At 63.1% G+C, this 23,394-nt stretch carries 26 protein-coding genes; 22 read left to right on the top strand and 4 right to left on the bottom strand.

All coding sequences use genetic code 11. The features are described from left to right. Positions 1-149 precede the first annotated feature (149 nt). From IEX61_RS04005 to sufB, 16 genes are all read left to right on the top strand, one after another. Complete coding sequence (locus IEX61_RS04005; protein WP_054668972.1) at positions 150-692, top strand: peroxiredoxin; 543 nt, start codon at positions 150-152, stop codon at positions 690-692. Between the two features lie 81 nt (positions 693-773). Continuing rightward, complete coding sequence (locus tag IEX61_RS04010; protein ID WP_054668974.1) at positions 774-1,229, top strand: redoxin domain-containing protein; 456 nt, start codon at positions 774-776, stop codon at positions 1,227-1,229. Between the two features lie 27 nt (positions 1,230-1,256). Next, positions 1,257-1,640 carry a glycine cleavage system protein GcvH gene (gcvH, locus tag IEX61_RS04015; RefSeq protein ID WP_054668976.1) on the top strand — a complete coding sequence of 128 codons (384 nt, stop codon included), beginning with the start codon at positions 1,257-1,259 and terminating at the stop codon, positions 1,638-1,640. A gap of 179 nt (positions 1,641-1,819) precedes the next feature. Further along, positions 1,820-2,248 (top strand): hypothetical protein, encoded by a 429-nt coding sequence (locus IEX61_RS04020; protein WP_054668978.1) that lies wholly within the window; start codon positions 1,820-1,822, stop codon positions 2,246-2,248. A gap of 115 nt (positions 2,249-2,363) precedes the next feature. Further along, positions 2,364-3,134, top strand: a complete 771-nt coding sequence (sigI, locus tag IEX61_RS04025; protein WP_054668980.1) for an RNA polymerase sigma-I factor — start codon at positions 2,364-2,366, stop codon at positions 3,132-3,134. Next, on the top strand, positions 3,131-4,267 hold the full coding sequence (locus IEX61_RS04030; protein WP_188816865.1) for an anti-sigma factor domain-containing protein: 1,137 nt from the start codon (positions 3,131-3,133) through the stop codon (positions 4,265-4,267). Before sigI ends, IEX61_RS04030 begins: the two co-directional genes overlap by 4 nt. A 26-nt stretch (positions 4,268-4,293) precedes the next feature. After that, positions 4,294-4,491, top strand: a complete 198-nt coding sequence (locus tag IEX61_RS04035) for an S-layer homology domain-containing protein (RefSeq protein ID WP_054668986.1) — start codon at positions 4,294-4,296, stop codon at positions 4,489-4,491. Between the two features lie 179 nt (positions 4,492-4,670). Beyond that, positions 4,671-4,832, top strand: coding sequence for a hypothetical protein (locus IEX61_RS04040; protein WP_157057606.1), 162 nt, complete (start codon positions 4,671-4,673; stop codon positions 4,830-4,832). 22 nt (positions 4,833-4,854) lie between these two features. Beyond that, entirely contained in the window at positions 4,855-5,277 is a 423-nt protein-coding gene (locus IEX61_RS04045) for a hypothetical protein (protein ID WP_054668988.1), read from the top strand. A gap of 107 nt (positions 5,278-5,384) precedes the next feature. Beyond that, positions 5,385-6,086, top strand: a complete 702-nt coding sequence (locus tag IEX61_RS04050) for a tetratricopeptide repeat protein (RefSeq protein WP_054668990.1) — start codon at positions 5,385-5,387, stop codon at positions 6,084-6,086. Positions 6,087-6,105: 19 nt separating this feature from the next. Further along, on the top strand, positions 6,106-6,693 hold the full coding sequence (locus tag IEX61_RS04055) for a DUF1802 family protein (RefSeq protein ID WP_188816866.1): 588 nt from the start codon (positions 6,106-6,108) through the stop codon (positions 6,691-6,693). A 279-nt stretch (positions 6,694-6,972) separates the two neighbouring features. Continuing rightward, complete coding sequence (sufC, locus tag IEX61_RS04060) at positions 6,973-7,758, top strand: Fe-S cluster assembly ATPase SufC (RefSeq protein ID WP_054668992.1); 786 nt, start codon at positions 6,973-6,975, stop codon at positions 7,756-7,758. Positions 7,759-7,786: 28 nt separating this feature from the next. Further along, positions 7,787-9,091 (top strand): Fe-S cluster assembly protein SufD, encoded by a 1,305-nt coding sequence (sufD, locus tag IEX61_RS04065; protein WP_188816867.1) that lies wholly within the window; start codon positions 7,787-7,789, stop codon positions 9,089-9,091. Further along, the gene (locus tag IEX61_RS04070) at positions 9,088-10,311 is read left to right on the top strand and encodes a cysteine desulfurase (RefSeq protein ID WP_188816868.1); all 1,224 of its coding nucleotides are present in this window, start codon (positions 9,088-9,090) and stop codon (positions 10,309-10,311) included. The genes sufD and IEX61_RS04070 overlap by 4 nt, the downstream gene beginning before the upstream one ends. Next, positions 10,298-10,735, top strand: a complete 438-nt coding sequence (gene sufU, locus IEX61_RS04075) for a Fe-S cluster assembly sulfur transfer protein SufU (protein ID WP_054669012.1) — start codon at positions 10,298-10,300, stop codon at positions 10,733-10,735. Before IEX61_RS04070 ends, sufU begins: the two co-directional genes overlap by 14 nt. Positions 10,736-10,741: 6 nt before the next feature. Further along, on the top strand, positions 10,742-12,139 hold the full coding sequence (gene sufB, locus IEX61_RS04080; protein ID WP_054668994.1) for a Fe-S cluster assembly protein SufB: 1,398 nt from the start codon (positions 10,742-10,744) through the stop codon (positions 12,137-12,139). Positions 12,140-12,263: 124 nt separating this feature from the next. Here sufB and IEX61_RS04085 read toward each other — a convergent pair whose 3' ends face one another. The 3 genes from IEX61_RS04085 to IEX61_RS04095 all read right to left on the bottom strand — a co-directional run bounded on the left by IEX61_RS04085 (position 12,264) and on the right by IEX61_RS04095 (position 15,431). Continuing rightward, a complete protein-coding gene (locus tag IEX61_RS04085; RefSeq protein WP_157057607.1) occupies positions 12,264-12,647 on the bottom strand; it encodes a demethoxyubiquinone hydroxylase family protein in 384 nt (127 codons plus the stop codon). Positions 12,648-12,961: 314 nt separating this feature from the next. After that, entirely contained in the window at positions 12,962-13,945 is a 984-nt protein-coding gene (locus IEX61_RS04090) for a F510_1955 family glycosylhydrolase (RefSeq protein WP_054668998.1), read from the bottom strand. 355 nt (positions 13,946-14,300) lie between these two features. Next, positions 14,301-15,431: a multicopper oxidase family protein gene (locus IEX61_RS04095; protein ID WP_229725681.1), complete on the bottom strand. Its 1,131-nt coding sequence runs from the start codon at positions 15,429-15,431 to the stop codon at positions 14,301-14,303. Positions 15,432-15,740: 309 nt separating this feature from the next. Between IEX61_RS04095 and IEX61_RS04100 the strand changes: the two genes are divergently transcribed. The 4 genes from IEX61_RS04100 to lgt all read left to right on the top strand — a co-directional run bounded on the left by IEX61_RS04100 (position 15,741) and on the right by lgt (position 19,879). Next, on the top strand, positions 15,741-16,088 hold the full coding sequence (locus IEX61_RS04100; RefSeq protein ID WP_054669004.1) for a four-helix bundle copper-binding protein: 348 nt from the start codon (positions 15,741-15,743) through the stop codon (positions 16,086-16,088). A 157-nt stretch (positions 16,089-16,245) separates the two neighbouring features. Then, positions 16,246-16,452: a copper chaperone CopZ gene (gene copZ, locus IEX61_RS04105; protein ID WP_054669006.1), complete on the top strand. Its 207-nt coding sequence runs from the start codon at positions 16,246-16,248 to the stop codon at positions 16,450-16,452. A 23-nt stretch (positions 16,453-16,475) separates the two neighbouring features. Further along, positions 16,476-18,902 (top strand): heavy metal translocating P-type ATPase, encoded by a 2,427-nt coding sequence (locus IEX61_RS04110; RefSeq protein ID WP_188816870.1) that lies wholly within the window; start codon positions 16,476-16,478, stop codon positions 18,900-18,902. Positions 18,903-19,090: 188 nt separating this feature from the next. Beyond that, positions 19,091-19,879, top strand: coding sequence for a prolipoprotein diacylglyceryl transferase (gene lgt, locus IEX61_RS04115; RefSeq protein WP_054669008.1), 789 nt, complete (start codon positions 19,091-19,093; stop codon positions 19,877-19,879). 40 nt (positions 19,880-19,919) lie between these two features. Here lgt and IEX61_RS04120 read toward each other — a convergent pair whose 3' ends face one another. Further along, complete coding sequence (locus IEX61_RS04120; RefSeq protein ID WP_054669010.1) at positions 19,920-20,798, bottom strand: plastocyanin/azurin family copper-binding protein; 879 nt, start codon at positions 20,796-20,798, stop codon at positions 19,920-19,922. A 235-nt stretch (positions 20,799-21,033) separates the two neighbouring features. On the opposite strand from IEX61_RS04120, the gene IEX61_RS04125 reads away from it, so the two are divergent. Together IEX61_RS04125 and IEX61_RS04130 are read left to right on the top strand one after the other, a co-directional pair. Next, the gene (locus IEX61_RS04125) at positions 21,034-22,686 is read left to right on the top strand and encodes a multicopper oxidase family protein (protein WP_188816871.1); all 1,653 of its coding nucleotides are present in this window, start codon (positions 21,034-21,036) and stop codon (positions 22,684-22,686) included. Positions 22,687-22,864: 178 nt separating this feature from the next. Next, on the top strand, positions 22,865-23,062 hold the full coding sequence (locus tag IEX61_RS04130) for a DUF2933 domain-containing protein (RefSeq protein ID WP_054670205.1): 198 nt from the start codon (positions 22,865-22,867) through the stop codon (positions 23,060-23,062). The last annotated feature ends 332 nt before the right edge of the window (positions 23,063-23,394 follow it).

The following is a 23,394-nucleotide window of genomic DNA, read 5'->3' on the forward strand; positions in this document are numbered from 1 at the left end:
AAACTGAAGATGGCCTGATGCAGATCAGGCCGAGATACAGGCACAGCGAAAAAAGCTCATTATAAAATGATATTGACTATAAACTAGGGTTGTGCTACCATAGGTCTCGGGTTCACCCCGAGTCCATCACATACGAGGAGGTTGAAACCATGGCCGATCGCATTGTCGGCAAACCGGCACCGGACTTCGAAATGGAAGCGGTCATGCCGAACGGGGAATTTGGCAAGGTCAAGCTGTCGGACTACAAAGGGAAGTGGCTGGTGCTCTTCTTCTACCCGCTCGACTTCACCTTTGTCTGCCCGACGGAAATCACGGCCCTGAGCGACCGCTACGAAGATTTCAAAGACCTCGACTGCGAGATCATCGGCGTCTCCACCGACTCGAAGTATAGCCACAAGGCGTGGATCAACACGCCGCGCGATGCCAACGGCCTGGGCAAGCTGAAGTACCCGCTGGCGTCCGACCAGCTGCACACCGTGTCCCGCGACTACGGCGTGTACCTGGAGGATCAAGGGGTGGCGCTGCGCGGCCTGTTCATCATCGACCCCGAAGGCATCGTACGCTACCAAGTGGTGCACGACCTGAACGTGGGCCGCGACGTGGACGAAGTGTTGCGCGTGCTGCAAGCGCTGCAAACGGGCGGCCTGTGCCCGGCCAACTGGAAACCGGGTCAAGAAACCCTCAAAGTCTAACACCCGTCGTTGCCAAGGACCTAACCAACGGGTTAGGTCCTTCTTTTACCGGATCATTTTTGCGCCAAAGGAGGTTGCCCCATGAAACTGCGCGACGAAATGCCCGAATTTGTCGGGGTGACGGAATGGGTTAACGGCTCGGTGACGAAGGAGGAGCTGCGGGGTTCTCCGGTGCTCGTGCATTTCTGGGCCATCAGCTGCCATTTGTGCAAGGAATCGCTGCCGATGCTCAACGAGTGGCGCGAAAAGTACAAGGACCACGGGCTGAAGATTGTGGGCGTGCACATGCCCCGATCGGAGAAGGACACCGAGATCGGTCCCGTGAAGGAGACCATCGCCCAGTACAACCTGCAGCATCCCATCGCCATCGACAACCAGCATGCCGTGACCGACGCCTTTGAGAACCAGTATGTGCCGGCCTTCTACCTGTTTGACCAGGACCTGAAGCTTCGCCATTTCCAAGCCGGTGAAAAAGGGTTAAAATTGGTGCAGCGGCGTTTGCACCGGATCTTGGGCATTGAGGAAACCGAAGCGTAATTTCGCGGGACGAACAGGAGGATGGCCATGGAGTTTCCGAAGAATCTCAAGTACAGCGAAGAACACGAGTGGGTGCGCGTGGAAGGAAACCGCGCCGTTGTCGGCATCACCGACTACGCGCAGTCGGAGCTGGGCGACATCGTGTTTGTCGAGCTGCCTGAGGTCGGGGCGGAGGTGAAGCAAAACGAGCCCTTTGGCAGCGTCGAGTCGGTGAAGACGGTTTCCGAGCTGTATGCGCCGGTGAGTGGAAAGGTCGTGGAGGTCAACGGAGAGTTGGAAGGGTCGCCGGAACTGGTCAACCAGTCGCCCTATGACAAGGGCTGGATGATTGTCGTCGAGATGAGCGACCCATCGGAACTGGACAAGTTGATGGACGCCGAGGCCTACGAAAAGATGGTTTCGGAAGACTGACCCAGAAGAACGGCAGGACCGCACGACGTGCCCGTTTCGCCGCGGGCACGTCCTTTTCTTTTCCGTCTGGGGCCAGGCAACGGCGGTGCCAAAAAAGAGGCATAGCCGAGAGCGAGAGCGACCAGTAAAATAGAAATAACCGTTGCCCGTAAAGCCTCAGGGGAAAGCAGGTGAAACCGATGGGTTTTTGCTGCGGGGCCAGCATGGTGGGGGCGATCGGAACGATGCGGCACCACCAGACGTACATCACGAACGTTCCGCTCCTGTACTGCCCGGTTTGCCACCAGGTTACCGTTCACCCCAAAGTGGAGGAGGAGTTCGACCTCCTGGCCGAATTCGCCCACAGCGACGGGGCTGTGAACGTTGACTTTCGCGAGTATGTGGATGCGGAAAACCGCGAGGACTTGTTCGAGAATTGTTCCTCTGTCGATCACGGCGACCTGGTGGAGGTGCTGCGCGCGCAAATCGATATCGCGCTGGACCTGTTGTCCGTGGCCAAGCAGCTTGGGGACAAGGCGTGGGAACAGGAGCTCATCAATCGGCTGGCGGTGCTCAGCGAGCGCCTGCGAAAATGGCGGCGCAAGAACGTCTCGACCCAGGGACGGTAAGGGCATCCTGATGATCGCAATCCGGGCGCATGCCGCCCGGCTTTTTTGTTGCGGCCCGGAGCCCCCTCAAACCGATGCGGGGATGCGAAGGGTGTAAAGAGCGAGGTGAGCGTGCGTGCTCAAACGTTTGCTGGGAAAGCGAGCTGCCCCCGCGAACGCGCCCATCGAGGCGCTCGTTGCCCGAGCCCAGGCGGGTGACGACGAGGTGCGGAACCGGCTGCTGCGCGAGTACCAATCGTTTGTGGCGCGGGTGGCATCGCGCGTGTGCGGGCGCTACATCCACCCCGGGCACGACGATGAATTCAGCATTGCCCTGCTCGCCTTTGACGAGGCAATCCAGCACTACTCCCCGTCGCAGGGGCGGTCGTTTCTTTCCTTTGCCGACCTCGTCATTCGCCGCCGGGTCATCGATTACATCCGGCAGGAAGCGCGACAGAAGAACGCCCTCTCCCTCGACGACCCGAATGTGATGGACGAGGAGCGCGAGGTGTCGGGGTTGGCCGTGCAGGCGTCGCTCGACCTTTACGGCAAAGAGCGGGCCAACAAGGATCTTCAGGAAGAAATTGCCCTGTTTCAAGCGCGGCTTGCCGCCTTTGGCGTCTCCCTCGCCGAATTGCCGGAGGTGTCGCCGTCCCATCGCGACGCACGGGAGCACGCCATCTCCGTGGCCAAGACGCTGGCCGACGATCCCGAATTGCGGCGGGTGTTTCTCGAAACGAAGAAACTTCCCATGAAACGGCTCTTGCAAAAAGTGGCCTGCAGCCGCAAAACCCTTGAACGCAATCGCAAGTATATCGTTGCCATTGCCCTGATTTTGATCGAGGATTTTGAACAGTTGCGGGCGTATGTTCGAGAGGTGTTGGACGAAAGGAGGGACGGCGAATGAAACGCGGGATCGTCTTGCAGGTCAATGCCTCCGATGTGGTGGTGCTCACCCCGGACGGCCAATTTTGTCGGCTGCGCCGCGATCCCAATCGCGCCTATGTGGTTGGGGAAGAGATTCGTTTTTTTCCTGATAAGCCGCGCCACCGTGTCAAGCCGGCAGGCGCCCTTTGGTTGGCGGCCATGGCCGCTTGTTTGGCCCTGGTCGTGGTCGGCGGATTGTTATGGATGACGGCCCAACCCGTGATGGCGTACGTCACCCTGGACATCAACCCCAGCGTGGAGATGAGCATCGACGAGCGCTACCGCGTCATCGACCTGGCGGGACTCAATCCCGACGGCGAGCGGCTGGTGGCCGAGCTGCCCCATTGGAAAGACCGCGACTTGGCCGCCGTCACCGCGGAGGTGCTCCATCAGGCACGCCGGGCTGGGTATTTAACCGAGGGGCGGGCCGTGATCGTCACGACGATCGTGGCCGAGGACAAGGAGAGTCCCCAACGCGCGCAGGCGATCACCCGTACCGTGGAACACAAAGTGGAAGCGGTGGCCGTCCGCACGGGGGTGACGGTGCGCGCGCTGGTGGCGACGCCGGCGCTACGGGCCGAAGCGCGGGCCAAGAGGGTGTCCACCGGGCGATACCTTTTGGAGCGAGAGCAAGAACGAAGGCGGATGGCGCCGAACGCGCATGGCGGAACAGAGACGCCTCGCCCGCGCGAGGCCGAAGGCCAAACTGAAGGGCAGGGGCGTCCCCCCAAAGGGAAAAAGGAAAACCTTCCGGCGTCCCAGGCCATCGGTTCTCGGCCGTTTGACTCCTCTGCCCATGACTTCCAGCTGGGCGGCCGCGACCCTCGCAAGCTGGACAAGCCGGATTCCGCTGATGCCCGTCAGAAGGCGGGAGCACGCGACGCGGTAGGGGAAGAGGCCAAGACACTGCGAAAGAGCAAGAAAAAGGAGGAAATGGAAGAGGAAAGGCGTAAGAGGGAAAAGGACGAGGAAAAGCGAGACGAGCGGGAAGGGAGCGGCGGAAAGCACAAGGACAGCCGCACGGAACGGCCGAAACGGGCCACGGAAAAGAAGGACAATCCCTCCCAAAAATCCCATCTTCGGGTCGAATCTCCTAGCGGAAAAAGACCATGACCCATTCAGGAGGGGGAAGGGTTCACATGAAACCGTGGCGGAAGGTTGTTCCCGTCATCGTCTCGGCATCCTTGATGGTCGCCGGTGCGGCGAGCGCATGGGCGCACGACGCCGGAAAACATGCGCGCTTTTCCGACCTGCATCAGGCGGCATGGGCCGAAGCGGCCGTGGAGCAGCTGGCGGCCCTGCATATCATCGGGGGCTACCCGGACGGCACGTTTTAGCCGAACAAGCCGGTCACTCGCGGAAGCGGTGGCGCTGGCCAAGTAACCCGTGACCCACGGAGCAGATCAGGAAAGGCGGGGGTTCCCCGCCTTTTTTGCTGCATAGGTTTCCTATTTGAGGAATAGGATGGCGGGAAAACGGGCATGGTAAACCATAAACGTCCCGTGGAGGGATCGCCATGTCCGAAAAGCCGGACCGTACGAATCACATCGATCCGATGGAACCGATCGTCGAGTCGACGCCCCCGCTCAAGCCCGTGCGGAAGCCCGCATCGGAGGACACGGCGCCAGTGCGCGTGCAACCGTCGGCGGCGCTGCCCACCCGCTCGCGCGACGCTTGAGCGAAAGAGGGGATGGCGAACCGTGGTGTTTGGCGTTCTGGCCCTGGTCGGTTTGGCTTTGATTGCGGGTTGGGGGTATTGGCGTCGGCGCGGCACTCGCCGGGCGTTGCCGGAGAACGTGATCGCGTTGACGCGCGAGGCGCAGGACCTGTGCCTGTGGAGCGGGACGGTCCGCGAAGTGGTGGCCGATGGGATGCGCTATCCTTCGCCGTTTCGGGTGAAAGTGTACGCTTCCCGCCTGTTCATCGGGTACGTGGATCAGCCGTACCCGGTTTTTACGGTTCCGGCCGACGCGATTCAGCGCGTCTTGACCCAGCCGGGCCGCGTGAACGTGCTGTACCGCGGCGGGAAGCACCTGACCCTGTACGGGGATCCGGCGGCCATGGCCCAATTGGCCCGGCGGATCCTGTTTGTTTCCAAACGGGCGCGGCGCAAGAAGGCGTAAGGCGATCGGCGAAGCAAGCCGTGACAAGTTGATGACAACCCGGGCATGGGGAGGCGTCTTGCGGTACAATGAGGGCAGAACGCGAAAACGGGAGCAGGTGACACCACATGGAGCGCAGCATACCGCTGGACGTTCTCGCCGCACGGGCCGAAGAGCGGGTGGGGCGCCTTGTCCCCAACAACACCTTTGCGCAGTTTGCCGATCCCAACGTGCGCCTGATGGTCGGGGTGATGCTGCTGCGCGAGGGGTATGCGGACGACGCCTACGATGTTTTCGCATCGGTGGCCGAGGAGGGACCCAAGGCCGACACCAACGACCACTTCGCCTATGTGCGCAGCTTGGCCGAGATGGCCGAGATCAGCGCTTCGCGCGGCAATTTTGCCCTCGCCGAAGCGCAGATGCGCGAGGCCCTGGCCCAGTATCCGCCGCAGCTCGGGTACATGCTCAGCGTCGACCATCTGCGCGTGTACCTGTCCTACTACGTGTTCCGCCAGGGCCGGTTTGACGAGGCGATCCAGTTGTGCCGGGCGGTCATTGAGGACAAAAAGCGGGCGTTTGCCCAACACGCTGACGAAACCGACGCCCGCCTCGTCGTGGGGCCGGCCCTGTGCTACGCCATCCACCAGATGGCCCTCTTTTACGTGGAGCGCGGCGAAGCGGACCAGGCCCTGGAGTGGATCCGCCAGCTGCGCCGCTATGCCCCGGCGGTGAACGAAGAGGCGTGGCGGGAAGCCGAGGCGCGGGAGGCCTCCGGGGACTGGCGAGGGGCCGTGGAGGCGTACGGAGCGGCCGTATCCTACCAAGCCTAACGGAGAGGAGGAAGGGGACATGGCCCAGGCGCCGTCGAAACCGGTGGCCCTGAAAGAGTGGGCCGTCGCGGTGAAAGCGCTCGGGGAAGGCAAGCAGATTCTCCTCATGCGCAAGGGCGGCATCCACGAAGAGACGCGGGAGTTTCGCCTCGAAGAGCAGGCCTTTTATCTGTATCCGACGTACTTCCATCAGAAAAAGGCGCTCGTCAAGCCGGAATACCACGCCGACCTGGAGGCTACGGTCGCCGGCGTCTCGCCGGAGCAGAAGACCGTTCGGCTCGAGTACTTCGCCGAAGTGGTCGACGACATCGAGACCCTCGACGAAGCGGCCATCGCCCGGCTGATGCCCTACCACATCTGGACGGAGACCTTTGCCCAGGACCGGCTGCACTGGAAGAAGACGAAGCCCCTGCACGTGCTCCTTGTGCGCACGTACCGCCTGCGCCGGCCGGTGGAGATTCCCATTCGGCCCGAGTACGAAGGGTGCAAGTCGTGGCTGTTTATTCCCGATCCGCTGCCGGCCGGGGAAGGCGACCCCGTCCTCGACGACGCCGCCTTTGCCGCGCAGTGCGACGCCGTGCGCCGCGCGCTCGCGGGCGAGGCGTGATGGCCCAATCGCATCAGAAACAAATCCCGGGCACGCCGCCCGGGGTTTTTCTTGATTTCAGTTGGTGGTTGGCTCGCCGGCTCTTGTTTGCGCACTTTCCAAACAAAGAAATAAAATAATTATAGTAATGGTTGATACCCGCAGCGGCAAACAGTATACTAAGAAGGAGACCGCCGGGATTTCCGTATTCCGGCATGGGCTGATGGAAACGCGCAAGCGGCAAGCGAGGCGTCGGTTGCCGCAGGGCTGAAACGATACGCGATTGGAGGACTGGTTGGCATGGCAGCTCCGCACTTGAAAATAGAGGACCTGCACGTTTCCGTGGACGGAAAGCCGATTCTCCAGGGGGTGAACCTGGAGATTAAGGGCGGCGAAGTGCACGCCATCATGGGTCCCAACGGCACGGGGAAGTCGACGCTGGCCTCCGTGCTGATGGGGCATCCCAAATACGTCGTGGAAAAGGGCCGCATCACCCTAGACGGCCAGGACGTGCTCGAGATGTCGGTCGACGAGCGCGCCCGCGCCGGCCTGTTTTTGGCCATGCAATACCCGGCAGAGATCGCCGGCGTGACGAACGCCGATTTTCTCCGCAGCGCGATCAACGCCCGCCGCGGCGAAGGGAACGAAATTTCGCTCATCAAGTTTATCCGCCAATTGGAAGAGAAAATGAAACTCCTGGATATGGACCCGGCCTTCGCCCATCGCTACGTCAACGAAGGGTTTTCCGGCGGGGAGAAGAAGCGCAACGAAATCCTGCAGATGATGATGCTCGAGCCGCGCGTGGCCATCCTCGACGAGATTGATTCCGGTCTCGACATCGACGCCCTCAAAATCGTGGCCAAGGGCGTCAACGCCATGCGCGCGCCGGAGCGCGCCTTCCTCATCATCACCCACTACCAGCGCCTCCTGAACTACATCACGCCCGACCATGTCCACGTCATGATGCAAGGCCGCATCGTCAAGTCGGGCGGTCCGGAGCTGGCCGAACGCCTGGAAGCGGAAGGGTACGACGCGCTGAAGGCCGAACTGGGCATCGAAGACGCCACCGTCGGGCAGAAGGCCTGATCGGGCGCCGGTAGAGGGGGCTATAGCGATGAGCGTGGAAATGGACGTGCAGCTGGACCGCCAGACGATCACCCGATTTTCGCAGGACTGCGGCGAGCCCGACTGGATGCGCGCGCTGCGGCTGGAAAGCCTGGAGCGGGCCGAGGCGCTGCCGCTCCCCAAGCTGGAGAAAATCAGCCTGAAGAACTGGAACTTTACCCGCTTCACGCCGTTTAGGGCCGAGGCGCCCTTGTCGTCGCCGGAGACGTTGCCGCAAGCGTTGCGGGACCTGTTTGCCGCCGGCGAAACCCGCAACCTGCTCGTCCAGCAAAACTCCAGCGTCGTGTTCCGTCAGGTAGCCGAGGACCTGGCGCGCCAGGGCGTCGTCTTTACCGACCTCGCCACCGCGCTGCGCGAACACGGCGATGTGGTTCGCCGCTATTTTGGGCAAGCCGTCAAACCGGACGAAAACAAGCTGACCGCCCTGCACGCGGCGCTGTGGAGCGGCGGGGCCTTCCTCTACGTGCCGCGGGGGGTTGACGTGTCCCTTCCCGTTCAGGCCGTCTACTGGGCGGCCGATGCCGGCGTGGGCCTCTTCCCCCACGTGGTGATTGTCGCCGAGGCGAACAGCTCGGTCACCTACGTGGAGAACGTCGTCAGCGACGAACCGGAGCAGCAAGCGGTGCACATGGGCGTCATGGAGATCTTTGTCGGTCCCGGGGCGCGTGTGCGCGTGGCGTCGGTGCGGCACCTGGCCGCCGGCATGACCGATGTCGTCTACCGCCGCGCCGTCGTCGCCCGCGACGGGCGCATCGAGTGGATCCTCGGCGAGATGGGGAGCGGCAACACGATCTCCGAAAACGCGACCGTCCTGCAAGAGGACGGCGCCTGTGCCGACACGAAGCTCGTCACCATCGCCGGCGGCGAGCAGAAGGCGAGCTTCACGTCCAAGGTGGTCCATGTCGGCCGGCACACCGAGTCGACCATCCTGGCCAAGGGCGTGATGATGGACGCGGCCACGGCCATCCTCAACGGGATCACGAAGATCGAAAAGGGCGCCACGAAGGCGAACGGTGAGCAGGCGGAGTCGGTGCTCATGCTCAGCGACAAGGCGCGGGGCGACGCCAACCCGATCCTGCTCATCGACGAGGACGACGTGAAGGCCGGCCACGCCGCCAGCGTCGGCAAGCTCGACGAACTGCAGCTCTACTACCTGATGTCGCGCGGCATTTCCCGGGAAGAAGCCGAGCGGCTCCTCATTCACGGCTTCCTGGCGCCGGTGGTGTCGGAGATCCCCATCGCCGGCGTGAAGGAGCGCCTCCAGTCTGTGATCGAAAGGAAACTGGGACGATGAACGTCAAGGAGATTCGTGCGCTGTTTCCGATTCTTCATCAGGAGGTTAACGGTCACCCGCTGGTCTACCTTGACAGCGCGGCCACATCGCAAAAGCCGCTGCCGGTCATCGAAGCGGTGGAACGCTACTATAAGGAATACAACTCCAACGTCCACCGCGGGGTGCACACCCTCGGCACGAAGGCCACCGACGCCTACGAGGGGGCACGGGAGAAGGTGGCCCGCTTTCTCAACGCGCCCGATCCGGCGCAGATCATCTTCACGCGGGGCACGACGTCGGCCCTCAACCTGGTGGCCTGGTCCTACGCCCGCGCCGTTTTGGAGCCGGGGGATGAGATCGTCCTCACGCCGATGGAGCACCACAGCAACCTGATCCCGTGGCAGCAGGCGGCCAAGGCGACGGGGGCGACGCTGAAATACGTGCCCCTGCGCCCCGACGGCACCATCGCCGTCGAGGACTTCGCCCAGACGGTGACGGCGCGGACGAAGATCGTGGCGGTCACCCACGTCTCCAACGTCCTGGGGACGATCAACCCGATCAAGACCTTTGCCGCCATCGCCCACGAAAAGGGTGCCGTCATCGTCGTCGACGGGGCGCAGTCGACGCCGCACATGAAGGTGGACGTTCAGGACCTCGATGTCGACTTCTACGCCTTCTCCGGCCACAAGATGTGCGCGCCGACGGGCATCGGCGTGCTGTACGGCAAGCGCCACCTCCTCGAGCAGATGGAACCCATCGAATTCGGCGGCGAGATGATCGACACCGTCGAGCTGTACGATGCGACGTGGAAGGAGCTGCCGTGGAAGTTCGAGGGTGGCACGCCGATCATCGCCGGGGCCATCGGCCTGGCGGCGGCCATCGACTTCCTCGAGTCGATTGGCCTGGACGCCATCCGCGCCCACGAGGAGCGGCTGGCCCGCTACGCCCTCGAGCGCCTGCGGGCCATCGACGGCGTGACGGTGTACGGGCCGGAGGAGCGCGCTGGGCTCGTCACCTTCAACGTGGAGGGGGTTCATCCCCACGATGTGGCCACGGTGCTCGACTCCCGCGGCATTGCCGTGCGGGCCGGGCACCACTGCGCCCAGCCCCTCATGCGCTGGCTGGGGGTGACGGCCACGGCGCGGGCCAGCTTCTACCTCTACAACACGGAAGAGGAGATCGACAAACTGGCCGACGCACTCCAGTACGCAAAGGAGTACTTCCACAATGTCCTTGGATGAGCTCTACCGTCGGGTGATCCTCGACCATTACCAGAAGCCCCGCAACTGGGGGCGGCTGGACGACGACGCGGTCACCGTGGACCTGAACAACCCCACCTGCGGCGACCGCATCTCGCTGCAGATGCGCATCGAGGACGGGAAGGTGGCCGATGCGCGCTTCACCGGCGAGGGCTGCTCGATCAGCCTCGCCTCGGCATCGATGATGACCGAGGCGATCAAGGGCAAGTCGATTGATGAGGCTCTGGCCCTCGCCGACGCCTTTTCCCGCCTCATGCAGCGCCAAGACGTGGGGGACATCGACTTGGGCGACCTCGAAGCCTTGCAAGGGGTGTCCAAGTTTCCGGCGCGCATCAAGTGCGCCCTGCTGGCGTGGAAGGCGATGCAGCAAGGCCTGCGCCACGCCGGCCAACCCGCAAAGGAGTGATCCGCCATGGCCAAACGTGCGCCTGAGTTGGAAGAATACAAGTACGGGTTCCGCGACCCGGACATCGCCGTCTACCGCACGAAGAAGGGCCTGTCGCGGGAGGTCGTCGAGGAGATCTCCCGCGTGAAGAACGAGCCCGACTGGATGCGCGAGTTCCGCCTCAAGGCGCTGGAGATCTTCTTCTCCAAGCCGATGCCGACCTGGGGCGGCGACCTGTCGAAGCTCAACTTCGACGACATCACCTACTACGTGAAGCCCTCGGAGCGGCAGGGCCGCAGCTGGGACGAGGTGCCGGAGGAGATCAAGCGCACCTTCGACCGCCTCGGGATTCCCGAAGCGGAGCAGAAGTTCCTCGCCGGCGTCTCGGCCCAGTACGAGTCGGAGGTCGTCTACCACAACATCCGCGAGGACCTCGAGAAGCAGGGGGTCATCTTCTGTGACACCGACACGGCGGTGCGCGAATACCCCGAGCTGGTGCGGGAGTACTTCGGCACGGTGGTCCCGCCGACGGACAACAAGTTCGCCGCGCTCAACAGCGCCGTGTGGTCGGGTGGCAGCTTCATCTACGTGCCGCCGGGCGTCAAGGTGGAGATCCCGCTGCAGGCCTACTTCCGCATCAACTCGGAGAACATGGGGCAGTTTGAGCGGACGCTGATCATCGTCGACGAAGGGGCCTTCGTCCACTACGTCGAGGGCTGCACGGCGCCGATCTACAGCACCGACTCGCTGCACAGCGCCGTCGTCGAGATCATCGTCAAGAAGGGCGCCCGCTGCCGCTACACGACGATCCAGAACTGGTCGACCAACGTGTACAACCTGGTGACGAAGCGCGCCGTGGCCTACGAGGACGCCACGATGGAGTGGATCGACGGCAACATCGGGTCCAAGCTGACGATGAAGTACCCGGCCGTCATCATGAAGGGGCGCGGCGCCAAGGCCTACGTGATGTCGATCGCCGTGGCCGGCAAGGGGCAGCACCAGGACGCCGGGGCGAAGGTGATCCACCTTGCGCCGGAGACCAGCTCCACCGTCGTCTCCAAGTCGATCAGCAAGAACGGCGGGAAGACCACCTACCGCGGGCTGGTCACCTTCGGCCGCAACGCCCACGGCGCGAAGGCCAGCATCAAGTGCGACACGCTCATCCTCGACAAGGAATCCACCTCCGACACCATCCCGTACAACGAGGTGCTGAACGACAACGTCACCCTTGAGCACGAGGCCACGGTGTCGAAGGTGAGCGAGGAGATGCTTTTTTACCTGATGAGCCGCGGCATCCCCGAAGACGAGGCCACGCAGATGATCGTGATGGGGTTCATCGAGCCCTTCACCAAGGAGCTGCCGATGGAGTACGCCGTGGAGATGAACCGGCTCATCAAGTTCGAAATGGAAGGGTCGATCGGGTAACCAAATGGCTGCGAACGCCTCTCGCCTTCGCGAGGGGCTTTTTTGTTGGACGTCATGACAATCGAAGCGGCCGCGCGTTCCCATGGGGATGCGCGGCCGCTGGGGGTGTTTTTCGCGCGCCGCCTTACAACTGGTGATAGATGAAGGAAAAGCGCGCGGCGTGTTCCATCTCGTCCGTCATCGCTTCATAGAAGATGTCGCGAATGGTTTGGCTGCGGGTGAGCAGCTGCGTGTCGCGGTACAGTTCCGCCGCCTCCACTTCGTCGTAGAACGCCTTTTTCAGCCCTTCTTCGTAGGTGGCAAAGGTGACGGTCATCGGCTGGACATCGGGACGGCGGCCGGTCAGGCGGAAGTAGAGGTGCGCAAACATCCGGTAATGCTTGTGTTCATCTTTGTAGGCGTGTTCAATCTGTTCGCGGTGTTCTGCGTTGGGCGCCATGTCCATCAGGCGGCGGTAGAAGCGGATGGCGGTAAGCTCTCCGACAAGGGCCATCCGCAAGTTTCTCATGAACCGGTCGGCATCCGTGAAGAGGTGGGGGGCCTGCATCCGCTCAGGAACGGCGGAGGAGGAAGCATGTGGGGAGCTGGATGCGGACGGCCACGCGCGCGAGGGGCGCATCCAACCGTATGGCGGATATTCGGGGTGCATCGGTTTCCCTCCTTCTCCATGCTGTGTCAAGTGTATGCCTGTGGGGGAGAAGGGGAAACCCGCACATGCCCCGGAGGGGACCCAGAAGGGTTTCCCTTTTTTTCATAACCAAAAAACAACGCTTCGGAGAGGGCCTCCTGCGTCCCTTCCGAAGCGTTCGCATTGCGATGGGGTTAGGATGAAGAGGGCGCGCGTGTTTCCTCCCCTTGATCGGCGATTTGGATCCAATTCAAACCCTGGTCACGCGTGAGGTACACGTCCCGATGGTAGGTGGCCACCGCCAGCTCCCCTTCACGAACCGGATTCGGCGCCAGATAGACGATCGTGTCGTCGTCTGCCAACGGGATGCGGAGTTTCCGGGACTGCTTGTCGGCGAGATCCATCTCGTAAAGGAACGGACCGTTCTTGTATCCGGCCACGAGAAGGGTTCCCTTTTGGGTGAACGCCAAGGCGGTGACGGGCATCTGGGGAAGGACGGGTTGGAAGCGATGGCCTCGATCCGTGGAGAGATAAAGCCCGCTGTCTGCGCCCACCGCAACCACGGCGCTGTTTGTTGGATGCACAGCCAAGGCCACCCACGCGTTGTGGGCCGTGATGGCTTCGTTCGGCAGGCTGTTCATCGCGCTTTTGACCCATGTTTTTCCTTCATCGGCGGTGAAATAGAGTCCCGGAGAAGCCATTCGGCTGTTCGGCACGGTGTTGATCGCGTACAGTACGCGTGACTGGTACCCGGCGGCCATGACGTGAAAATCGGCTTCGCCGCCCAGCCCCAGGGTTTTGAGGGTGGCTCCTTCGTCGGTGCTTTTGACCAGTCCCAGCGGATCCGGCAAGTTGCTTCCCGGGGCGGGATGGCCGCTGGCATAAAAGCCGTCGTTTACCGGGGCAAACCCCATAAAATCGTGCCCCGGCGTGTCCGGTCGGATCCATTCGCCATTTGCGTACACCCGCAGCCCGTCATGGGCAGCCAGGAGCAAACGCTGACCGTCGGGGGAGTACCCCAGGCCGTGCAGGTGTTCGAACTGGACCGTCTTCCCCGCGCCCCACCGGCCGGGCCACAGAAACGCCGCGCCGAGAAGAACGCTGATCAAGACGCCGACAAGTCCCCACAGCAAATACGGGTGAAGTCTTCGTTTGGTTGCGCGATTCGCTTTCGCCACCGATCACCGCTCCCCTTGTCCGTTTCTGTCATCATGCTCTTTCCCTGTGAAGACAGGGTGAGAAAAATGTGGCGAAAGGGTGACAACGGTTGGGTTCCGGGGCGCGGCTTCACCGGATTCAGCGCCTCCAGGTAGCGGCGGACGGCGGAAGGAATGCGGCGGGGGTGGATCAAGATTGGCGGCGTGTGTTCGTGTTTTCCGAGCCGAAGAGGGTGAAGGTTCGATCGGCAAAGCGATGCAAAATTTGCCGGGTGGCCGGTGGGATGGACTCGCGCGTCACAAAGACGATCGGCACGCCGTTGTGCGCCGCGTAATAACCCTATGCCCAACGGTAAAGTGGCGTGCACGTTGGGCGTCAGGATTCGTATTTGACGAGGACGATCAGCCCGCCGGGTTCTACGTGCGCGTTGGCGGTGTGGTGCAGCTCGTGGCAATGAAACAGCCACTGGCCCGGGTTGTCGGCCAGAAAGTCGATGTCGACCGTCTCCCCGGGGTTCAAGGTCACCGTGTTGGCGATCTGCGGCGTTGGCAAGGGATGGCCGTCTTTGGCCAGGATCCGAAAGTCGTGTCCGTGCAGGTGCATGGGATGGATGCCGTTGCTGATGTTGGCCAGGCGCAAGCGAACCAGCTCCCCGCGTTTCACCTTGATCGGCTGGGTGTCGGGGAACGCCTTTCCGTTGATCGTCCAATAGTTGTAATCCATCCCCATGACCGTGCTGCCGGCCTCGTCCCCGGGGCGTTTGGACGGCATGGGCATACCGCCATGCGGCCCGTTGGGTTGGCCTTTGTCTTTCAGCCCCTGTTCCATCATGCTCCGGACGTCGCCTTTTTGCTTGAGGAGGCCCGGCTCGCCTTTGGCCATGCCGGTCATGCGATCGTGGGCCCTTCCGTGTGGGCCGTTTTGCTGTTGGTCCCGCGGATTGCCGGCATGGCCCGGAATGTGCCACCCGCTCAGCATCAGGGTGTACTCCCGGTCATGCCTCAACGCGGGATCGGGCTTTTGCGGATCGATGATGAGCAGGCCGTACAACCCCTTGTCGATTTGCGCGATGCTGTTGAAGTGGGAATGGTACATGTACGTTCCCGCGTGGTTGGCGACGAATTCGTACGTGAACGTTTCGCCGGGTTTGATGGCGTGTTGGGTGAAGGACGGCACACCGTCCATGTTGTTGGGCACGTGAAGGCCGTGCCAGTGGATGGCCGTCTCTTCGGGCAGGCTGTTTTTCACGATGACGCGAAGGGTGTCCCCTTCGGTGGCGCGGAGGGTCGGCCCGGGAACGGTTCCGTTAAAGGTGTAGGCGTCTGTTGTGACGCCGGAGACAACTTCCCAGCGCGCCGGTTTTGCTTCGAGGCGAAAGACCCGCACCTTTCCGGTGGGGCGAATCTCGTCGGTTTCGCGAAGTGGAGGCAAGTTGCGCAATTTGCGGGTTGTGAGTTCGACGGGTGCAGCGGGACGCGTCGCGCCGGGAGCGGTTTCGTTCTGCATGTGTCCCGGCGGATGGTGTTCTTGTTCGTTGTTTGGGTTTTTGCCCTCGGGCATGGGTTGGCGAACGGCGGAGGCACAACCGGTTGCTGTGAAAAGAACAAGTACAAGCGCAAGGGAGAGGGCATGTCGGTTCATCTTGGCTGTCAACCTCCTTCACCTGTGGCTATAAGGCATCTACCGTATAGGATGGCCTGCGTGTCGGATGTTCATGATGGACCCTACCATGCATAAGCCGTCTGTGGCACGAGGAACATTACCCATGGGGCAATCCGTCCCCTACCCTGTTTCGAGGAGGGTTTGTGGCCCACCATGCCCGCCGTTGTTCAAACCCGTGTGGAGCATTTCCAGACGTGCATCGACGCGTGCAACGCGTGCATGCAGGCGTGTGAGCAATGCCTGACGTCCTGCCTGAACGAACCGGATGTCCAGGCGCGCGTGACGTGCATTCAGCTGCTGCGCGATTGCGCGGAGATCTGCGCGGTGGCCTCCCGTTACATGGCGCGGAACAGCGCGTATGCCAAGCAGGTGTGCGCTTTGTGCGCGACGGTGTGCGAGGCGTGCGCGGCCGAATGCGCCAAGTTCCAGGATGCGCACTGCCAGGCGTGCGCCGAGGCGTGCCGCAAATGCGCCGCGGAATGCCGGAAGATGGCGGCGTAAGGCCCTGGCGAAGGAGAGGGCGCCCGAGGGGGCGCCCCTTCGTTTTTCCGCGTGAGATTGGCATTGACAGGCAGTCAGCCGCCGCGATATAATACCCCATGGGGGTAAATACCCTGGTAGGGTATTTAGCGCTTAACATCGTGAGGAGGCGAAATCCATGACCACCAAAACCCTCAACGTACAAGGGATGTCCTGCAGCCATTGCGTTCAGGCCATCGAGCGGGCCTTGAAGGGCATCGCGGGTGTTTCTGCCGTGCACGTCGACCTGGCGAAGGGAACCGTGACGGTCACGTACGACGAGGCGTCGGTTGGGGAAGCGCAATTGAAGGAAGCGATTGAAGAAGCGGGCTACGACGTCGTGTAACCGCGGAAAGCGGGGGAACGCCGATGACCACCGAAACCGCATCCCGTGGGGCTCGCGTGGAGCAAGACGAACACGTCACGCTGGGGATCGTCGGCATGACGTGTGCGGCGTGCGCGCGGCGCATCGAGAAGGGCTTGCTCAAGGTGGACGGCGTGAAGGCGGCCGCCGTCAACCTGGCGACGGAGAAGGCCACCGTCACCTACGACCCGGAGCGGACGTCGGTGGAAGACCTGATCGACGCCGTCCGGCGCATCGGGTATGACGTCCGCGGCGAAACGGTGACCCTCGCCGTGCGGGGGATGACGTGCGCCGCCTGCGCCGCCCGCATCGAGCGGCAGCTCAAGAAGGTGGCGGGCGTGCTGGACGCCCGCGTCAACCTGGCCGCGGAAACGGCGACGGTCGACTACCTGCCCGGAAAGGCGGATGTCGACGCCCTCGTCGCCGCGGTCCGCAAGGCGGGGTACGACGCGGCTATCGACGCGGGGGCGGACGCCGAGGAAGAGGCGCGGCAGCGCACCTACCTCGAGCAGAAGCGGGCGCTGCTCACCAGCGCCCTGTTGTCCCTCCCCTTTGTGGTGCAGATGCTGTCCGACTTTGCGGCGCAGGCCGCGCCGCAGTGGCCCTGGCGCTTCCATCTCCCGCCGTACCTGCAGCTTGTCCTCGCCACCGTCGTCCAATTTACGGTGGGGATGCGCTTTTATCGGGGTGCGGTCAAGGCGCTGCGGGCAAGGAGCGCCAACATGGACGTGTTGGTGGCCCTCGGCACGTCGGCGGCGTACGGCTACAGCCTGTATGCCGTGCTGACCGGCGCGACCCACCAGCTGTACTTCGAAGCGTCGGTCATCATCCTGACGCTGATTTTGCTCGGGAAACTGCTCGAGGCACGGGCCAAAGGGCAGACGTCGGCGGCGATCCAAAAGCTGATGCGCCTGCAGGCCAAGACGGCCCGCGTCATCCGCGACGGGCAGGAAGTGGACGTGCCGCTCGAGGACGTGCGGGTCGGCGACCTGGTCGTCGTCCGGCCGGGGGAGAAGATTCCCGTGGACGGCGTCATCGTCGAGGGGAGCACGACGGTCGACGAGTCGATGCTGACCGGCGAGAGCTTGCCCGTGCCCAAAGGCGTGGGCGACGAGGTGATCGGGGCCACCCTGAACAAGCACGGCGCGTTCACGTTCCGGGCGACCAAAGTGGGCAAGGACACGGCCCTGGCGCAAATCATCAAGCTCGTCGAAGAAGCACAGGGCTCCAAGGCACCGATCCAGCGGCTGGCCGACAAGATCTCCGGCGTCTTCGTGCCCATCGTCATCGGCATTGCGGGTCTCACCTTTGCCGTGACAGCCGTCACAAGCGGCGTGGCCCCTGCACTCGTCAGCGCCGTGGCTGTTCTTGTCATCGCATGTCCCTGCGCGCTCGGGCTGGCCACGCCGACGGCGGTGATGGTGGGAACGGGCAAAGGGGCCGAAACGGGCATCCTGATCAAAGGGGCCGAGCACCTGGAGAACGCCCACCGCATCACCACCGTGGTCCTCGACAAAACGGGCACGATCACGAAGGGCGAGCCGGAGGTGACCGACGTGGTCGCATCCGGCGCGGTGGCCGAAGACGAGCTCCTGCGCCTGGCGGCCAGCGCGGAAAGGGGTTCTGAGCACCCGCTGGGGGAAGCGATCGTCAAGGCCGCCAAGGAAAAAGGGATGACCCTGGCCGAACCGTCCCGCTTCCACGCCATTCCCGGCCACGGGATCGAGGCGGAGGTGGAGGGGCACACGCTGCTTGTCGGGAACGCCAAGTTGATGCGCGAGCGCAGCGTCGACATCTCCGCGTTGCGCGCGGCCCAGGAGGCGCTGGAGGCGCAGGGCAAGACGGCCATGCTGGTGGCCATTGACGGCGCGGCGGTCGGCCTTCTCGCCGTGGCCGACACGGTGAAGCCGACGTCGGCGGAAGCAGTTCGCCGCTTGCGGGCCATGGGCATCGACGTGATCATGATGACGGGCGACAACCGCCGCACGGCCGAGGCCATCGCCCGGGAGGTAGGCATTGACCAGGTCATGGCCGAGGTGCTCCCCGAGGACAAGGCGGCCATGGTCGAGAAGCTGAAAGGCGAGGGCAAGGTGGTGGCCATGGTGGGCGACGGCATCAACGACGCGCCGGCGCTGGCGGCGGCCGACGTCGGCATTGCCATCGGCACGGGCACGGACGTGGCCATCGAGGCGGCCAACATCACCCTCATGCGCGGCGACCTCATGGGCATTGTCAACGCCATCCGGCTGTCGAAGGCGACAATGCGCAAGATTCGCCAGAACCTCTTCTGGGCCTTCGCTTACAACGTCGTGCTCATCCCGGTGGCTGCGCTGGGGCTTTTGACGCCCATCCTCGCCGGCGCGGCGATGGCGGCCAGCTCCGTGTCGGTGGTCACCAACGCCCTTCTGCTCCGCCGGTGGAAACCGGTGTGACCAGCCTTTCCTTCGGCCCTTCTCCCTAGGGGCTTTCCCCTCGGGGCGAAGGGCTTTTCGATTGCCCGTTGCGCGTGACGGAATCGCTGTTGATGGGCGATGCGCCATGGCGTGCACACACATTCCTCACATGCCGGCGGTAGAATGAAGAAGATCATCAGGGCGTCAAGCAGGAGGGTAGGGTTTCAATGAAAGCGATTCTGTTGACAATCGGAGATTTTCCGGTTCGATCGTACGGCCTCGTGGTTGCACTGGCGATTGTCTTGGCGGTGGGCGTTGCCAGCTATATGAGCCGCGGCACCGCCTATCGGCCGCACATCCTCAACCTTGCCCTCTATGCCGTGGTGGGCGGGCTGTTGGGAGCGCGGTTGTGGGAGGTGCTCTTTTTTCAGTGGGACTACTATTCGCGCCATCCCGGCGAGGTGCTGGCGATTTGGGAAGGCGGGGTGTCTATCCAAGGGGCGCTGGTTGGCGGGTGGGCGGCTGCCTTGTGGTACGCACGTCGGCATAAGCTCGATTTTTGGGAACTGAGCGATGTGGTGGCTCCGGCGCTGGTGTTTGGTCAAGGCATTGGCCGCATCGCCTGCTTGTTGAACGGCGACGCCTACGGTTCGCCGACGGGTTCCGGTTTTGGCCTTGTCTATCCGCCGGGAACCGCCGCCTATGCCGCGTACGGCTCGCAGCCGCTCTGGCCGGCGGAAGTGTGGGAAGGGCAATGGGACATGATCGTGTTCGGCTTGCTGCTCATGCTGAAAAACCGCCCGTGGCCGAAAGGGTTCATCTTTTTGGCGTACGCCATCCTGTACTCGGTGGGCCGGTTTTTCTTGGAGTTTTTGCGCGGCGATTCGCCACGGTACCTGTTTGATTGGACGGCGGCGCAGTGGACGAGCGCAGTGATCCTCGTTCTCGCCCTCGCGGCACTGGCCGTCCGGCTGGGAAAAGGGCGAAGGAAGGCGGGGGTGGCGGACGGAACGTGAAAAGGCCCGCGGTCGACGCCGCGGGCGTTTTTGCGCCTGCTCACCGCACCATGAGCGTTCCGGTCATGCCCTGTTCGGCGTGGCCGGGCAGCGTGCACGCAAAGGTGTACGTGCCGCGCTCCAGCGGGATGAACGTCATCGTGGCCGTCTCTCCCGGTTTGGCGTGCAGGTGCCAGGCGGAACGTCCCGCGCCGTGTTGCGCATGCACGCGGGGCGGTCCGTCGCCGTGGGCTTGCGCGCGGAAGCCTTCCAGGTGAAGGTCGTGCTCCGCCGCGCCCCGGTTCACGAGGGACAGGGTGACCGGTTGGCCGGCCGGCACGGAGAGCGTCTTCGGCTGATAGGCGAAATCGACGGCGACAACCTCCAACCGAAGCGGACGCGGGCGGTCGTCTCTGGCCAGGGAAAGGGGCGAACCCTGACGTACATAGGCCAGGAGCAACAAGAGCAGCAAACCGGAAACCAGAAACGGCCGGCGGAACAGCGAGACGAGACGGGGGCGGGCTTCTTCGGCCAACAAGGCCAAGAGCAAAACGGTGACGCACGCGAAAAGGGTGAACGCCAGCTTCAGGAAGGTATCGGCTCGCTCGGGCGGCAGCATGTCATGGGTCATGGCTCCCATCATGCCGCCCATGAGGCCGGACAGGATCCCTTCCAGTGTGGCCATGGGTGAGGAGGCCAGGGCGGAAAGCGCGCCAAGGAGCATGGCAAAGCCGCCCCCAATCCATAAAGCGGAGAAGAGGTCGCCGGTGAGCGCAGCTGTGCCGGCGCCGACGGTAAGGCCTCCCGCCATACCCAGGGTCATGGCGGCCATGCGGGCCGACTCCATGGACAACTTCCGGCGCCACCGCCGGCAGCAGACCGTCACGCCTAGGCTGATGAGGGTGACGAGCAGCAGCGTGGTCCACACCAGGTCAGGCATGTTGGCACCTCCGTTTCAGGCGATGGGGTATCCATGTGTATGGCGCCGGGCCGACGGGTAGTCCCTTTTTTCCGGACACCGTTCCGCCACATTTTCTTCACGCGTTTCTCACACAGCCCCTTTACGATAGACGGCAAAAGCGGGTTCCGCTTCGAAAGGGGCGGTTTCGCCCCGTTTCCGGTGAACCGGCACAAGAGAGGCGAACGTTCACCATTTCCTTGAGGAGGGAGAGACCATGCGCGCATTCCACGGGAAGTGGAAGGTGGCGCTTCTGGTTTTGGCGTTGGCGGTGCTGGCCGGCTGTTCGAGCGCCGACAAGGGCGGCACAACGGAGCACGTTGGCGGCCACGGCGCGGCGCCGGCGGCGACCGTCTCGAGCAAGCCGGCCCAGCCGACGAACGTGTTGCGTCCCGACCAAAACGGCGAAATCCAGCTGGTGGCGAAGGTAGCGAAGCAAGAAGTTGCCCCCGGTGTCGTGAAAGAGGTGTGGACATACAACGGCAGCGTGCCCGGCCCGGAAATCCGCGTCAAGCAGGGCGAGACCGTGCGCGTGCGCTTCAAAAACGAGCTCCCGGTTCCGACGACGATCCACTGGCACGGGCTGCCGGTGCCCAACGCGATGGACGGCGTTCCCGGCGTGACGCAAAACGCCGTCAAGCCGGGCGAAGAGTTCGTGTACGAATTCAAGGCGACCGTTTCCGGGACGTACATGTACCATTCCCACCAGGACAGCGCCAACCAGGTCGACCGCGGACTGTATGGCGCGATCGTGGTGGAAGAACCCCAGTCGGCTTACGATCGTGACTACACGCTGATGCTGGACGAGTGGATGAAAGACGACAACGCGGGCGGCATGGACCACGGGGCAATGGGCGGCATGATGCACGGATCGGGTGACGGCACGGCGGGGCAAAACATGGAGGGCATGCACGGAACACAGGGGACGCAAGGCATGCAGGGCATGCACGGAGGAAGCGGCGGTGCCGCGCAGGAGATGTCGATGACCGACATGATGCGGCAGCACATGAAGCTGTACGACATCTTCACCGTCAACGGCAAATCGGGCTCCCTCATCCCGCCGCTTAAGGTGAAGGAAGGGGAGCGCGTGCGCCTTCGCCTGATCAACATCGGCACCCTGCCGCACGCCCTGCACCTTCACGGCCATGCCTTCACCGTCGTGGCGCGCGACGGCCAGAGCGTTGCCGAACCGCGGCCGATGAAAGACCAGCTCGTGACCGTCGCGCCGGGCGAGCGCGTCGACATCGCCTTCACGGCGGACAATCCCGGAACCTGGTACCTGGAATCCCACGATGAGGGAACGGCGGCCGCCCCGGGCATGAAGGTGGCGATCCAATACGAGGGCGCATCGAAGCAAACGGACCGGCCCAACGAAACAGCCAAGCTGCCGGGGGTCGATTTGCTCAACTACGGGAAAGCGGAGAAAGGCCCCTTCACGCTGGATCAGAAGTACGACGTCGAATACACGATGGAACTGGGCACGGCGATGGGCAAAACGGGGATGGTCTTCACGATCAACGGCAAAACGTTCCCCGACACGCCGCCCATCCGCGTCAAGAAAGGCGATCTGGTCAAGGTGCGCCTCATCAACCGGTCCCCGATGGACGAGCACCCGATGCACCTGCACGGCCACTTCTACCAGGTGCTGAGCAAAAACGGCAAGCCGCTGACCGGCGCCCCGGTGATCAAGGACACGCTGAACGTCAAGCCTGGTGAAGAATACGTGGTCGCCTTCCGCGCCGACAACCCCGGCCACTGGATGTTCCACTGCCACGTGTTGCACCACGCCGCGGCGGGCATGGTGACGCAGGTGCGCTACGACGGGTATCAGTCGAAGGTGAAGCCGGATCCGAACGACAAACCCGAGTAATGTCTTTGTGTGCGGAATCGGGACGACCAGGGAGAGGAATGCTCTCCCTGGTCTTCTCCTCTTCGACGAAAAACGGCCATCGCCGCCTGCTGGATGAAAACGTCAATCCGCGGAGAAGCGGAGCGCAGGAACGGGGCGCAGGGAGAAGCGAATACAAGCCAACGGGGAGGGAACCGGAATGAGGAAAACGGGGAAGGCGTGGATTTTGGCGGCCGCCTTGGTTGGCATACTGGCCATCGGCGCGATGGGAAAATGGGATTTCGCCCTGTTCGGGATGGCCTTGCTTTGTCCGTTGGCCCACCTGTTGTTCCACGGTCGTCATACGGGGCATGGGAACCGCTCTGACCACAACCACCGCATCTCGTCTCATGATTGATGGGGTCGCGTGAGCCGGAAATGCGTGAGTTTGTGGCGGAAAGGAGGATCGGCTTGTGGTGCCGTTGAAGGATCGCCTGGCGCGATTCTCCGCCGTGCTGACATCCGGCTTGGCCTGCCTGGCCTGAATCCTGCCGGTCTTGGTGGTTCCGCTCGGTCTGAGCGGCGCGCTCTTTTCGACGATGGCGTTCTTCGCAAAATACCAGTGGTGGTTTGTGGGCATCAGTGTTGGTACGTTGGCCGTTGCCCACTACCTGACATGGAAGCGTCGGCACGTGGTGCCGAGGACGCATGTGATGGTGTTGTGGGCCGCGACATTTCTTACGCTCGGTA

The organism is Calditerricola satsumensis (genome assembly GCF_014646935.1).
GTDB lineage: Bacteria > Bacillota > Bacilli > Calditerricolales > Calditerricolaceae > Calditerricola > Calditerricola satsumensis.